Consider the following 13,834-nt stretch of genomic DNA (forward strand, 5'->3'; position numbering starts at 1 on the left):
ACCTCCAAATAATCTATAGTTATTTTGAGGTTTTGCTATATGTCTAGATTATTAATAGCATTATATTTTAATAATATTGACTTTTTTCTATAAATTGAAACTTCTGTGTAAATTTGTGTGGTAAGTATACTGGAGTGACCTAAAAGCTCTTGAACGGATCGTAGATCAGCACCATTACTCAAAAGTTGAGTTGCAAAAGTATGACGTAAGTAGTGAGGTGTAGCATGTGGGTTAATATCAGCTATTTTTTGATACTTTTTAAATATATTTTCTACTGAAAAAATTGATAATCTAGTTCCGTATTTATTTAGAAATAATGCTGAAGTCTTTGGACTTAGTTGTCTTCTAACATTTAACCATTCTTTCAGTTTGTTAATGACTTTTTCGCTAGATAGAAACATAATCCTTTCTTTATTTCCTTTTCCTGAAATGAGTAATATTTGAGTGTCAAGATTGATATGTTCAATATCTAATGAGGAGAGTTCACCTATCCTCATTCCAGTAGAATATAATAAATAAAGTATGGCAATATTTCTTTTACATAAAACTACTTTGAAGGATGATTTACATTCATCTAATTCCCTTATTGGAACTTTTAAAAGTGAGATAATTTCATTATCTGTTAATGTTTTAGGTAATTTTTTACGAGGAGCAAACTTAATATCTATAGTGTTAAAAGGGTTAGTAGTCAAATTGAAATTCTTCACTAAATAGTTAAAGAAAATCTTTATTGAAATGTACCTACGTTTGATAGTACTTGGTTTTAAGGTTAACGTATTCTTTAAATATGTAAAATACATTTCTATTTCTGTATGGGTTATATTTGTATTTCTATTAGTATCACACCATCTTTTAAAGTTTGACACATCACAATAATAAGCTTTTAGGGTATGCTGTGATAAATCATTGTGGGTATTAAGATGATTAAGATAATTATTAATGTGTTCAGATGTTAACTGTATAAGACTGTTCATGGAAGACCTCCTAGTAAATTTAATTAGATTAAGTTATAGATTTTATAATAGTATAGTAAATATATAAAGTGCAAGTAGTTTTGGTGTATTTTCGACAATTTTTTTTATGTTTTTTAAAAGAAATACTTCATTAAAGATCATTTTCAATTGATTTACAAAAGAAAAAGTATATTGAGTAACAAAAAGGCTAAACAAAATTTAAATAGGAATTATAATTTCCTACTCATTATAAAAAAATGGATATCTAAGATTGATATTAGAGGGCAAAGTAATTATATATATAATAAAATTATATTTAAAACAACAAAACTAATGAGGTGGAATTTATGTTTGAAGAAATAGATAAAAAGAAAAAGTTACTAGATAGTAAAAGGCCTTTTTCAAAAACTGCAATAGATAATTTAAAGAAATATTATGATGTGGAATTGACATATAACTATAATGCTATAGAAGGAAATATACTAACAATAACAGAAACTAAAGTTGTACTTGAAGATGGAATTACAATATGAAAAGGAAAAACATTAAAGGAGCATTTAGAAGTTATAAATCATAAAGAAGCAATAGATTATATAGAAGATATAGTAAGAAAAGATATAGACATTAGTGAAACAGTTATTAAAAATCTTCATTATATTATTCTAAAAAGCATAAACAATGAAAATGCAGGAATGTATAGAAGTGTAAATGTTTTAATAAATGATAGTAAACATAGACCACCTGAACATTTTTTAGTAGAAGATCAAATGAGAGAATTAATTTCTTGGTATAATGAAAATAAAACAAAGCTTCATCCAGTAGAACTTGCAGCAGTATTTCACCATAAATATACTTATATACATCCTTTTATAGATGGTAATGGAAGAAGTGGAAGGCTTCTTACTAATTTAATATTAATGAGAAGTGGATACCCTATCTGTGTAGTAAAAATGGAAGACAGAGATGAATATATGAATGCTTTAAAAAAAGCTAGTGTAAATAATGATTATACTAATTTTATAGAAATTATAGAAAAATCAGTGGATAGTAGCTTAGATATGTATTTTTATATTGTTGGATAATACGAAAGTAACCTAGAGAAATAACATTCTTTAGGTTACTTTTTTTATATTCAAATATTTAATATTAACATAAATTCAAATAATAGGAAAAATAATTGACCAAGACAATAAAATAATTTGTAATATAAATATATTGACTAAGACAATAATAGGAAGGTGATTTATTGATTGGACTCGAGTATATACTTAGCTTATATACCATGCAGCATATAGAGCTTTCGGAAAAGCTAGGAATAAAAAAACAAAACATACACTTATGGATAAAAGGAAAACAAAAAATTCCTAAAAACATCTCCCTAATTTAAAAGGAGTATTAGATAAAAGATATGCAAGACCAGAACTTGATAAAAGAAGACTTGGAGAACTGATAGACTTAATCTCCACAATAAAACTTCATAAAAACGGAGAAAAAGATTTACTTGTTAGAGTATATGAATACTTCTTAGGAAAATTCGCAGGAGCAGAAGGTAAAGGAGGAGGAGAGTTTTATACTCCTACGAGCATAGTTAAAACATTAGTCAAAATGATAGAACCATATAGAGGAAGAATATATGACCCATGCTGTGGTAGTGGAGGTATGTTTGTTCAAAGTGAAAAGTTCCTTGAAGAACATCAAGGAAAAATAAGTGACCTTTCAATATATGGACAAGAATTTAATACAACAACTTGGAAGCTTTGTAAAATGAACCTTTCCATTAGAGGATTAGAAGGAAATATAGGACAGCATCATGCGTATACTTTTCATAATGATGTACATAAAACATTAAAAGCAGATTATAGTATGTTATTTCTTATAATACAACTTATTATTTCAATAATACTTTTAATACTAGCTATTAAGTATAGAAAAATAAGTGAATCAAATTGGTTTACAGATATATTACCTTTTTTTATTGTTGCTTTTATAATTATTGATAGAGATTTTAAGGATTTAAATAAACTAGATTATATAATTATAATCATATCAATTGGAGTTTTAATATTAGGAATTAGTAATGTAGTTTTAAGAATAAAGAAAAAGCTTTTAGAAAAAGGAGAAGACTAAGAATGCAAATGAACTACCCCCTGTCAAGTAGATAGTGGAACTAATTAAAAATTCGTAGCGTCAATCATTCAATTGATTGGCGCTATATTTATGCAACTGATGAATAGTGTCCATAGTCATTGATAACTTACTGGAATCTAATTTAGTTTGAATATCTTTAGACAGGGTTGATTGATGTAGTTCATAATAATAAAAAAATTATGAATAGAAAAGGAAGTTGGTGTATATGAGAAAGTTATTATGTGTTGTATTTGGATCGTTACTTATAATTATTCTATTATATAATAAAAGTTCTATTGCTTATGAAAAGACAGCAGAGGAGTATATTAAAACTAAAGGCTATGTGATTACTACTCGAAAAGGAGAAATAAACAGATACACTTTAGAAAAAAATAAACTTTATGGAGGAACAGAAACTATACCATATCAACAATCATGGGCGGTTCAAAAGGTAAATCCTGATGATTATTTAGGAAAAGAAATAATCATCTATTGTTTTACGGTAAAAAAACACCCCTTAGAAAAAATTTATAACGTTGATACAAATCTTTACATTATTATTTGTGATGGTAAAGTTATTGGTGGATATTCATATCCTAATGCTAATATATGCGGTGCAGTAGATTCATTAGATGGAGAAACATTAGAAGAAGTAACAGGATTAAATTTTCAACAATGGAGAGAACGCTGGCGAAAAAATATGATAATTAAGTATGAAACAACAAAGTTGTTTGTTAAGAGCAAAGAACAATATGAGTTAAAAATTATAACTGGTAGAAAGAATATTTTTGATTTTATTAGTCTTTTATTGGAACAGGCAAGTCAACGTGTTGATATATATATGGAAGGAAGAGTAGAAGGATTTGGAAGAACACTTTAATGAGGCAATTAATCGTGGTATTAAAATTAAGGGAGTATAAAACAAGGTGCAGAAAATTTAGGATGGGACATGAACTATTTAATGGGGGAAACTCTATTAGCTATGAAGGAGTTAGTGGAGAAATTGAATATTTAGTAAAAAAGCTATCAAATTTGATAGCTTTTTTAATCTACAACAATTATTTTTCGGAAAATGTATTATATCTTATATAAAGTTACTTCTGTATATTTTAAATAATATCCTTAAGAGAATCGGATATTTCTTTAAGTCTATCGGATATTTTTTTACTTAGCTGTTCATTATATCTATGATTTGGAATAACAATACTTATAGCACCGATAGCGATGGATTTTGAGTTTATTAATGGAGAAGCTATACAGTAAAAATCATGTTCAGGTTCGAACTTTATATAGAATCCATTTTGTCTTATTTGATTAAATATATCCATAAGCTGAGGAGTCTTTTCATTCATTGCTTCCTTATTATTAAATTCTTGCATGAATTTCTCTAAATTAGGTTTTGAAAGGTGAGCAAGAATTACAAGACCTATTGCAGAATTATAAGCCTTTTCTACTGTGCCAACCATAGAAGTAAGTCTTAGCTGATGTTTAGATTCTACCTTGTCAACATAGAGAATTTTATTTTCAAATGGAACGGCAAGGTGGATTGTTTCACTAAATTCGTCAGCTAATTTTTCTATAAAAGGATGAACAGTATCAATAAGAGATATATCAGATTCATAAATTTTTCCCATTTCAAAAAGCTTTACACCTAAATGATATTTATTACTTTTAGGATTTTTATATAAAAATCCTCTATACTCTAATGTAGAAATTATTCCATGTAATGTGGTTATTTTCATATCAAGAGAAGTGCTTATATCTGTTAAAGTAAGCTTTCCATTTTTCTTCGATATATGTTGAAGTACAGATATTGCCTTATCTATAGATTGAATAGTTTTCATATTTCTGTTACTCACCCCTAAATTTTATATAATACTTTTAAAAAGAATATGTTCAAATAAAAATCGTGTAATAAAGTAGTTGATGTAATTCTATCTGAAGAAATTATCTCTAGTATAGCACAAAGTGCAAGTAGATTCAATATAACCGTTTTACATTCGATAATAACAAAAAAATATTGACAAGAAAAAAAGCAAATGATATTATTCAAGTGTGTTATTAATGAAATTAGTTCGACAATAATGAAATTATAAAGTGGGAGGGGAATAAATATGAATCAAGTAATGAAAGATTTATTAAAATTAGAAGAGGAATTACAATTCACTAAATTTTCAAGTGAGGATGCATTAAATTTAGGATTAACATTTATTAAAATAGCAAAAGAATTAAATCAAGGAGGTATAGGTATCAAGATTGAGAGAAATAGACAAGTATTATTTTCTCATTTAATGGATGGAACAATGGTAGAAAACGCATACTGGTATGATAGAAAAAAGAATGTTGTTGATAGATATAATCACTCATCTAAGTTTGTTGAGGAAATGTATAAAGATATGGGAACGACTTTTGACAAATCTAGTCTTTTAAATCCGGAAGATTTCCAAGCAGTTGGAGGATCATTCCCATTAATAATCTCAAACGTAGGAGTCATAGGATCTATTACTGTTTGCGGATTAACTGGGGAGTTAGATCATAAAATATGTATTGATGGAATCAGAGAATTCTTAAATAACAATAAATAATATTCTAGAAAGGAAGAATATCATGACAAAAAGAATATTAATAACTGGTGGCACATCAGGAATAGGGCTTAGTGCAACTAAGCTTTTCATTGAAAAAGGATGGAGTGTTATGGTTGTAGATATAAATCAAGATAAGGGAGAAAAATTGATTAAAGAGCTTAAAGAACAAGGAAATGATAAAGTATACTTTTGGAAATGCGATATTACAAAGGACAGCGAAGTAAAAGCTCTTTATGATTATACTATAAAAACATTAGGTGGAATTGATAGTGTTATTAATAATGCTGGCATTTGGATTGGTGGAATGCTTCACGAAACGAAGGAAGAAGATTGGGAAAAAGTATTTAATGTTGATGTAAAATCCATATATTTAACTTCAAAATATTTTGTACCATATATGATTGCAAATGGTGGAGGAACTATAGTAAATACAGCTTCAGTTTCAGGTATGCTTGGAGATTACAATATGGCAGCATATAATGCAGCAAAAGGTGCTGTTGTAAATATGGCTAAAGCTATGGCACTTGACTATGGAAAATACAATATTCGTGTGAATAATGTTTGTCCTTCAGCATGTGCAACACCTATGTTTTTGGCAAACTCACAGGAAGTTATAGATATGTTTAACGAAGCAAATCCACTTAAGAGAATTTGTACTCCAGATGAGGTAGCAAAAGTTATATACTTTTTAGCATCAGAGGATTCAAGTTCGTGTAATGGCATGAACTTACCAATCTCAGGTGGTCTTGACATACATACAGGTCAACCAATGCAGTAGATTATGAGAATATCTATATAAGTTTTAAGTAGATTTTATAAAAAATTCCAAAATATTTATCAAAGAGTTACAACTTAAAAAGTAAAAGAAGATATCTATAAATTATAAAAAGTGCTCAGAAATCGAGTACTTTTTTGTAAGTGTAAAAAAATTGTGAATACGATATTACCTTCCTCGTGTTATTTTTATATATTCTCCCGGCAAAATTCCTGTGGATTTACGGAAAAGTTCTGAAAATCTTCCTGCGTTGGAATATCCTACTGCATTAGCTACTTGTCCTATATTTAAATCTGTATATGTCAAAAGATGTTCTGCCTGTCCTATTTTTCGGCATTGAATATAGTCATCAATAGATTATATATCGCAAAAGGGAACTATTAAAATAGGTGGATATACCTCCACAGATGATGAAGTTGAAGAAGCTTACCGTCTTGCTAACTGCGAAACATTTATTCTAAATATGGAAAAAGAATATGATACAGAGATAGGTGAAAATGGTAATAGACTTTCCGGAGGAGAACGACAAAGGTTATCAGTGGCAAGAGCAATTTTAAAAGATAGCCCTATTATACTGCTTGATGAAGCGACAGTCTCCCTTGATATTGAAAATGAATTATTTGTGAAACAAGCAATAAGTAATCTTTTAAAGAGCAATAAAACAGTGATTATGATAGCACATACTTTGCCAATCATTAAAAATGCTAATAAAATTCTTGTTGTTGAAAACGGAAAATATGCTGACATGTGGAAAGCATCACAAAAATTAAATTTAATATCTTTGTCAAAATCTAAGTAAATAAAGACTCTCATACAATTGATTTCTTTCTGTATTTCTATTATATGCTATAATAGCATTAGCTAATTTATAATATAGTATGTGTTTACACAGAAAGGTAGATAACATGAATAATAAAATAAATATTCAGATATATGGTTCTTTAGATTGGGTTTCTGGTGGAAGCTCTTCTGGTTGTGGAGGGTGTTCTTTAAGCAAAGGGGGAGGCTGTGGTGGTTGTAGAGCCAAGGCTTCAAAGTCTATGATTGAAGTATACGAAGATTTTGTAAAGTTTATAGAAAAAAGCGATGTAAAGGAATCTATAAACTATGAATTTTATGACATAAGTAAAATTAACGTGCTAGATCATGAGAATATTATATATGTATATGAAGAAGGATACGAACTTCCTTATTGCGTTATAAATGGTATGGTAAGATATTACGGTGGAGTGTCTAAGGAACTAATTTATGAAGAGGTAAAAGAGCTATTAGATTAATTTTAGAGACGATTACTCTTAAAGAGATTGCATTAAAGCTCGTATTCATTGTTGATAATGCAATAATACCAGGAATCAGATAATACATATAATTATAAACGTTTTTCCTTCCTTTTTCATAGCTTTTAAAACATCCCATATTCTTCTTCTTGCATTTAAGTCTATTCTTATAGTAGGTTCATCCATAAATATAATGTCAGGATCATGAATAAGAGCCTTAGCAATCATTAATTTCCTCTTCATCCCACCAGAAAGCTTTCTAGTCGTTTTATTTTCTACACTTTTTAAATCAATAAAATCTATTAATTCATTTGTTTTCTTTTCTGCTTCTATTTTAGGGATTTTAAATAACTTTGCACTAAATAATAAATTTTCTTTTACTGTAAGATCTTTGTCTAAGTTTGTATGCTGTGGAACAATACCAATTTTTTTCTTTAATTTATTATTGTTTCTATCTAAAACCATATCATTTATCGTAATGATTCCTTCTTCTGGCTTTAATAGTCCTACTAGCATCTTTATTAATGTAGTTTTTCCAGCTCCATTAGGTCCTAATAAAGCGCAAAATTCCCCTGTTGTTATTTCTAAATTTAAAGAATTTACAGCTGTAAAATGACCAAATTTTTTTGTAACATGATTGATTTTTATCATATATAAACCTCCATGTTATTCTGTATTTTACTATATATTAAATATTTATAACTTTTTTTTCACTTAAAAGTATTATAGAAAGAATGAGGCTTCGTGTAAATGATTATCATTATCGAAATGTTTGCTGCTATATGTTCGGTAATGAACAAATCTATTATATTAATTATTGTTTTGATTAAACTTTAGATTTATAATTACAGCACAATCTGTTCTGTAATAAATATATTGTACTGGTATGGCTAGTTCCTGTTGCACTTTTGATTGCTATATTGGTTTGGATTTTTACTGGAGCAGCACTTGAGACTATGGAGAAGGTATATACAATAACCTTTGATAAAACAGGAACGTTAACTTATGGAAAACTAAAAGTTAGTGAAATATATTTTAATAAAGATATAATAAATCATGTATATATAAGAATTAGCGACTTTTTCAGGAGATTTTTTAAAATTAAGATTAAACCACCATCGAATAGCTTGAATAAAGCTTGATACAATATGATTATTGATAAAGTCTATATCAATCACATTCATAAAATGTAGTCTAAATGGAGCAATAAAGACAAAATGGAGTGGAAATGATAATTGATATCAATTATAATTTATATAAAATAAATATATTGGAGGAGAAAAATGATAGAAAAAAGTAACCGATTGAAGGGAAAAGATCAAGTTACAATAGGAATATTCGCTGCTATTTATTTTGTTTTGAGTTTTTTATCAAACGTTTCAGGGGGAATACATCCAATACTATGGATTATGTCACCAATTGTTGCTGCTTTGCTTGGTGCTACACCATATATGCTTGCGGTAAGTAAAGTCAAAAAACCTTTAGCAATTTTGATGTTGGGGATTATTGTTGGGTTTATTTATTTTATTACAGGTCAATTTCCGTATACAGTACCTATTGGATTCATTATAGGTGCTATTATTGCAGAAATCATTAGATATAAAACAAAATATGATAGTTTTTGGGCTAATGCATTAGGTTTTTCATTCTTTTCTATGGGGATGGCAGGATCGCCTCTTCCATTATGGATATATCGTGAAAGCTTTATAGCTCAAATTTTGGAATATGGTATGTCGCAAGAATATGTAAATAGCTTAGAAAGTATTGTGTCCCCTAGTATGTTGGTAGTTATGATTGTTTCTACTTTTTTTGCAGGTCTTTTTGGAGCACTTTTATCACGAAAAATTTTTAAAAAACACTTTAATAAGGTTGGTATTGTATAAATGCAAAGTCAAGAAGAATGGATACCGTTAGATCCAAGAACTATAATAATATTACTTATATTTGCAAATGTAATTGCTTTTACTCAAAAATCAATATACGTAGAAATAGGAGTTATTGCTGCTCTTTTCATATTTATGCTTTATTGTGGCTGCTTTAAAGAAGCAGTTAAATTGGTTCTTTTGTTTATAGTTATTGATTTATTTAAACGTTATATTTTTTCAAAATCATTACCTGTATTTGTAACTATTTTTGCAATGATGTCAGTTTATATACGTAAGATTATTCCTTGCTTAATGATTGCAACAGTAATTTTAAAAAAAATTCCTATGAAGTACATAATATTAGCTATGAGAAAGTGGCGTTTTCCTCATAAATTTATAATTTCACTATCAGTTACATTAAGATATTTTCCTGCAATACGTCAAGAAAGTAGATATATAAAAGATGCTATGAAACTTAGAAATATAAAAGGGATTAAGATGATTGAATATTTTATGATTCCTCTAATGATGTCAGCAATTGGTACTGCAGAAGAATTATCAGCGGCTGCAGTTACTAGGGGAATAGAAAACCCTATAGAAAAGACTAGTTTGGTTAATAGTAAATTTATGACACATGATTGGATTATTCTAATAATTGGGATTATTCTTGTAGCTATAACTTTGGTGATGGGGGTATTATGATAAGTATAAGAAATGTATCATTTTCATATGATGGGAAAAACAGTGTATTAAAAAATATTAATTTAGATATAAAAAAGGGAGAATGTATACTGTTGTGTGGTAAAAGTGGTTGTGGTAAGACAACAGTTACAAAGCTTATAAATGGTTTGATTCCTCACTTTTATGAAGGGTGTTCAGTAACTGGAGAAGTCACAGTAAATGGGGAAAATATTTTTCAGACTGAGATTTATGAACTTGCACAAATGGTAGGTTCTGTGTTTCAGAATCCAAAATCACAGTTTTTTAATTTAGATTCAGATGCAGAAATTGTTTTTGGCATGGAAAACTCAGGAGTAAATCCAGATATAATTAAGGAAAGATTAGAGTTGACAACTCAAGCCTTAAGAATAGAAAAACTAAGGCATAGGAATGTTTTTTCAATGTCTGGAGGTGAAAAACAAAGTCTTGCATTTGCATCTGTTTATGCTATGAACCCTGATGTATATGTATTAGATGAACCAACTGCAAATTTAGATGAAAGAGCAATTGATATTTTAAAGACACAGATTAAGAAAGTTAAGTCAGAGGGTAAAACAATCCTAATTTCTGAACATAGAATATACTTTTTAAAAGAAATAATTGATCGTGTAATATATATTGAGGATGGAGAGATAGAAAAAGAATTTACACGAGATGAATTTTTATTACTTAATGATAATGACAGGATTAGAATGGGGCTTAGAACCTTAGATAATAGAATTTCTTGGAAAAATAAATATAATAAATCGTTAAAAAAAGATAAATTGATAGTTAAAGATTTAGCTTATAAATATAAAAATAAAGAAGTATTTACCAAGCTTTCTTTTGAAGTTAGTAGTGGTGAAATTCTAGGAGTGACAGGTTATAATGGTGCGGGTAAAACAACATTTTTAAGATGCTTAGCAGGTCTATTGCCTTTTTCAGATGGTGATATACAATATAATGGTAAAACTTTGAAAAGAAGAAAAAGAAATAAGCTTTCTTATATGATTATGCAGGATGTAAATCATCAATTATTTAGCGATTGTGTATGGAATGAGTGCAAGAGCTTATCAAAAGAAGTAGATTGTGAGGAAATTTCTACTATATTGAAAGCTTTTTCTTTAGATAATTGGAAGCAACATCACCCAATGGCATTATCAGGTGGACAAAAACAAAGGCTTGCAATTGCAACAGGCATTTTATCAAGAAAAAGGATTTTGCTCTTTGATGAACCAACCAGTGGATTGGATTATGAGAATATGATAGCTGTAAGTGGGATGATAAAAAAGCTATCAAATCAAGACTTTATGATTATTATAGTTAGTCATGATAAGGAATTTTTATCATGTACTTGCAATAGACAAGTAAAAATATAAGGAGTGTTTTATGGGATTTACTGATAGATTTCTATTAGGTGAAAATGTAACTATAGTTGTGTCGGAAGAAAATACAAAAGTGCTTCAAGTGAAAAATAAAAGTGGCGAAGGGATAATGACTTCACATAAGATTATTGGTGGAGTGTATTTAATCTTTAATGATTTTCACATGGAGAATTTTTACTCTGATGTCACTCATGATACTAATGTTTTTTGTATTGATTATTGTAGAGAGGGTAGAATAGAACATATAGAAACTGATGGTAGTTATTGCTATATAGAATCAGGGTATTTAAAGGTTGATGACCGTAGTAATCATAATAAAAAATTTTCATTTCCACTTTCACATTATCATGGAATTACTATAGTATTTTTTCTAGATGAAGCACCTAATTCCATTACTAATACATTTCGTGATTTTCCAGTTGATTTAAGAAATCTAAAAGAAAAGTATTGTAATAATAAAAAATCCTTTGTAATTCGAAATGAGGAAACTATCGACCACATTTTTAAGAAATTGTATGAAGCACCTCATAATATAAAAAATTATTATTACAAGATAAAAATAATGGAGTTATTATTATATTTAGATGTACTAGAAATATCTGACTGCTATCAGGGGAAGCCTTATTTTTATAAAACTCAACTAGAAAAGGTCAAGGCAATTAAGGAATTTATGACTAGTCAATTAGAAACACACTATACTTTAGATGAATTATCACAACGTTTTAATATATCATTAACTTCAATGAAAAAGTGTTTTAAGGGTATATATGGATCATCTATATATGCCTATATGAAAATGTATCGCATGAATAAAGCTGCGGTATTACTTAGTACTACTGATGTTAGCATAACCGAAATAGCAGGGAAATTAGGCTACAATAGTTCTAGTAAGTTTGCGGCAGCATTTAAAGCTGTGATAGGGAAAAATCCTCGCGAATATCGTAAATCATTAACATAGTAAAAGGATGCATTTAATTGTAGCATAAAATAAAGGAAGCTAATTTTACAATGGTACCTATAGAATAGACACATTGAAAAAAGTGTTTATGCTATAGGTACTTTTTCTGTATAATTATTAGTATTTAATCATTTTAAATTACCGTTTAAAGTCACTTCAATCCTTTCTTTTTACAATGTAAGTCCGTTGAAAGGATTCACAAAATATTACACATCTTATATATAGTTACTATAATATACATTACTAAAAAGATATAAATAGAGTTATTACAGCAATTCATGGATATTGAATAGCATCCAGAGATTGTAATTGCTTTGCTAGTAGCTTTTATCATATGATTGAGGAAAATGTATTATATCTTATATAAAGTTACTTCTATATGTTTTAAAGAAGTCATATAGGCTGAATCACTTGACACATATATCCATTTAATTATATTATTTCAATATAAGTATAAATTCGACATCAATATTTAAAAATAATTTCAGAATGTACAATTTATTCAGAAGATAAGTAGAAAGGTAACTAAAATGAAATAATTATTAAACAATATAAAAAATATAGAATGGAGGAAATAAGTTGAAACTAGATGATTTAACTATAAAAAGCACTAAAGAAATTATTGGATTAATTGAAAATGAAATACAGAGAAAAGAAAGTTATGAAGATGCTAGTCAATTGTTTTGTGAAAAAATATTTAACTTATTTGGTGAAAGTGTGCTACTTGTTAGAGTTTTTTTGTCAGTTCCATTCGAAGAGTTGCCTGAGAAGAATAAAGTATTTGTTAATAATCTCTTAGGAGCTAAATCCAACCTATTAAAGCCTGAAACAAAAATATTATCATTGATTGGGACAAAGGGTGTTCTACCTGAATGGAACAGCAGATTGAAATCAAAAGGTCATGTAGGAATACCACTAATATCCCGAGATTTTATTCATGAAATTCCGATGATGGATAGAGTTTTAAATCAAATAGGTGTTTCTTTTGGAGATGATAGAAATAGAGCTTCACAAGATAAATCATTCTCTGGATTATTTTATGTTAAGGATTCAAAATCAGAAGTAGATGAGTTAGGTAGGCATGTAATTGCAAATCAGAAATTCGTATAAGATTACGGTGTTAAAACGGTTTTTGGTTTTGGAGGTGCGTATTTAAATCATGATGAATTTTTTACAGCAATTGTATTCTTAAAAAAACATATGAACATGG

At 28.3% G+C, this 13,834-nt stretch carries 18 protein-coding genes; 14 read left to right on the forward strand and 4 right to left on the reverse strand.

The features are described from left to right. Positions 1-35: 35 nt before the first annotated feature. The gene (locus N4A48_RS11145; protein ID WP_293666045.1) at positions 36-974 is read right to left on the reverse strand and encodes a tyrosine-type recombinase/integrase; all 939 of its coding nucleotides are present in this window, start codon (positions 972-974) and stop codon (positions 36-38) included. Between the two features lie 326 nt (positions 975-1,300). On the opposite strand from N4A48_RS11145, the gene N4A48_RS11150 reads away from it, so the two are divergent. The 4 genes from N4A48_RS11150 (at position 1,301) to N4A48_RS11165 (ending at position 3,960) form a co-directional block, all read left to right on the forward strand. Continuing rightward, positions 1,301-1,486 carry a hypothetical protein gene (locus N4A48_RS11150; RefSeq protein ID WP_293666046.1) on the forward strand — a complete coding sequence of 62 codons (186 nt, stop codon included), beginning with the start codon at positions 1,301-1,303 and terminating at the stop codon, positions 1,484-1,486. 90 nt (positions 1,487-1,576) lie between these two features. After that, entirely contained in the window at positions 1,577-2,035 is a 459-nt protein-coding gene (locus N4A48_RS11155; RefSeq protein ID WP_293666142.1) for a Fic family protein, read from the forward strand. A 385-nt stretch (positions 2,036-2,420) separates the two neighbouring features. Continuing rightward, a complete protein-coding gene (locus N4A48_RS14980; RefSeq protein ID WP_330665111.1) occupies positions 2,421-3,080 on the forward strand; it encodes an N-6 DNA methylase in 660 nt (219 codons plus the stop codon). A 226-nt stretch (positions 3,081-3,306) separates the two neighbouring features. Beyond that, positions 3,307-3,960: a hypothetical protein gene (locus N4A48_RS11165; RefSeq protein ID WP_293666048.1), complete on the forward strand. Its 654-nt coding sequence runs from the start codon at positions 3,307-3,309 to the stop codon at positions 3,958-3,960. A 229-nt stretch (positions 3,961-4,189) separates the two neighbouring features. Here the strand turns inward: N4A48_RS11165 and N4A48_RS11170 are convergent, their stop codons facing one another. After that, the gene (locus tag N4A48_RS11170; RefSeq protein ID WP_293666050.1) at positions 4,190-4,924 is read right to left on the reverse strand and encodes an IclR family transcriptional regulator; all 735 of its coding nucleotides are present in this window, start codon (positions 4,922-4,924) and stop codon (positions 4,190-4,192) included. A gap of 270 nt (positions 4,925-5,194) precedes the next feature. Here N4A48_RS11170 and N4A48_RS11175 point away from each other — a divergent pair, with 270 nt between their 5' ends. Beyond that, the gene (locus N4A48_RS11175) at positions 5,195-5,665 is read left to right on the forward strand and encodes a heme-binding protein (protein WP_293666052.1); all 471 of its coding nucleotides are present in this window, start codon (positions 5,195-5,197) and stop codon (positions 5,663-5,665) included. Positions 5,666-5,687: 22 nt separating this feature from the next. Continuing rightward, positions 5,688-6,443, forward strand: coding sequence for an SDR family NAD(P)-dependent oxidoreductase (locus N4A48_RS11180; RefSeq protein ID WP_293666054.1), 756 nt, complete (start codon positions 5,688-5,690; stop codon positions 6,441-6,443). A gap of 165 nt (positions 6,444-6,608) precedes the next feature. On the opposite strand, the gene N4A48_RS15085 is transcribed toward N4A48_RS11180, so the two are convergent. Then, positions 6,609-6,794, reverse strand: a complete 186-nt coding sequence (locus tag N4A48_RS15085; protein ID WP_443081758.1) for a helix-turn-helix domain-containing protein — start codon at positions 6,792-6,794, stop codon at positions 6,609-6,611. 109 nt (positions 6,795-6,903) lie between these two features. Between N4A48_RS15085 and N4A48_RS11190 the strand changes: the two genes are divergently transcribed. Further along, positions 6,904-7,239, forward strand: coding sequence for an ATP-binding cassette domain-containing protein (locus N4A48_RS11190; RefSeq protein ID WP_330665108.1), 336 nt, complete (start codon positions 6,904-6,906; stop codon positions 7,237-7,239). 79 nt (positions 7,240-7,318) lie between these two features. Then, positions 7,319-7,717, forward strand: coding sequence for a hypothetical protein (locus N4A48_RS11195; protein WP_293666056.1), 399 nt, complete (start codon positions 7,319-7,321; stop codon positions 7,715-7,717). A gap of 75 nt (positions 7,718-7,792) precedes the next feature. Here the strand turns inward: N4A48_RS11195 and N4A48_RS11200 are convergent, their stop codons facing one another. Continuing rightward, positions 7,793-8,368 carry an ABC transporter ATP-binding protein gene (locus N4A48_RS11200; protein WP_293666058.1) on the reverse strand — a complete coding sequence of 192 codons (576 nt, stop codon included), beginning with the start codon at positions 8,366-8,368 and terminating at the stop codon, positions 7,793-7,795. Positions 8,369-8,625: 257 nt separating this feature from the next. Between N4A48_RS11200 and N4A48_RS11205 the strand changes: the two genes are divergently transcribed. The 6 genes from N4A48_RS11205 to N4A48_RS11230 all read left to right on the forward strand — a co-directional run bounded on the left by N4A48_RS11205 (position 8,626) and on the right by N4A48_RS11230 (position 13,734). Next, on the forward strand, positions 8,626-8,859 hold the full coding sequence (locus tag N4A48_RS11205; protein WP_293666146.1) for a hypothetical protein: 234 nt from the start codon (positions 8,626-8,628) through the stop codon (positions 8,857-8,859). 141 nt (positions 8,860-9,000) lie between these two features. After that, positions 9,001-9,600 (forward strand): MptD family putative ECF transporter S component, encoded by a 600-nt coding sequence (locus N4A48_RS11210; protein ID WP_293666060.1) that lies wholly within the window; start codon positions 9,001-9,003, stop codon positions 9,598-9,600. Further along, positions 9,601-10,284, forward strand: a complete 684-nt coding sequence (locus N4A48_RS11215; protein WP_293666062.1) for an energy-coupling factor transporter transmembrane component T — start codon at positions 9,601-9,603, stop codon at positions 10,282-10,284. It abuts the gene before it with no gap. Further along, entirely contained in the window at positions 10,281-11,660 is a 1,380-nt protein-coding gene (locus N4A48_RS11220; RefSeq protein ID WP_293666064.1) for an ABC transporter ATP-binding protein, read from the forward strand. The genes N4A48_RS11215 and N4A48_RS11220 overlap by 4 nt, the downstream gene beginning before the upstream one ends. 10 nt (positions 11,661-11,670) lie before the next feature. Further along, positions 11,671-12,624, forward strand: coding sequence for a helix-turn-helix domain-containing protein (locus N4A48_RS11225; protein WP_293666065.1), 954 nt, complete (start codon positions 11,671-11,673; stop codon positions 12,622-12,624). A 579-nt stretch (positions 12,625-13,203) separates the two neighbouring features. Beyond that, a complete protein-coding gene (locus N4A48_RS11230) occupies positions 13,204-13,734 on the forward strand; it encodes a hypothetical protein (RefSeq protein WP_293666066.1) in 531 nt (176 codons plus the stop codon). The last annotated feature ends 100 nt before the right edge of the window (positions 13,735-13,834 follow it).

The organism is Tepidibacter sp. (assembly GCF_025210165.1).
Lineage (GTDB): Bacteria > Bacillota > Clostridia > Peptostreptococcales > Peptostreptococcaceae > Tepidibacter_A.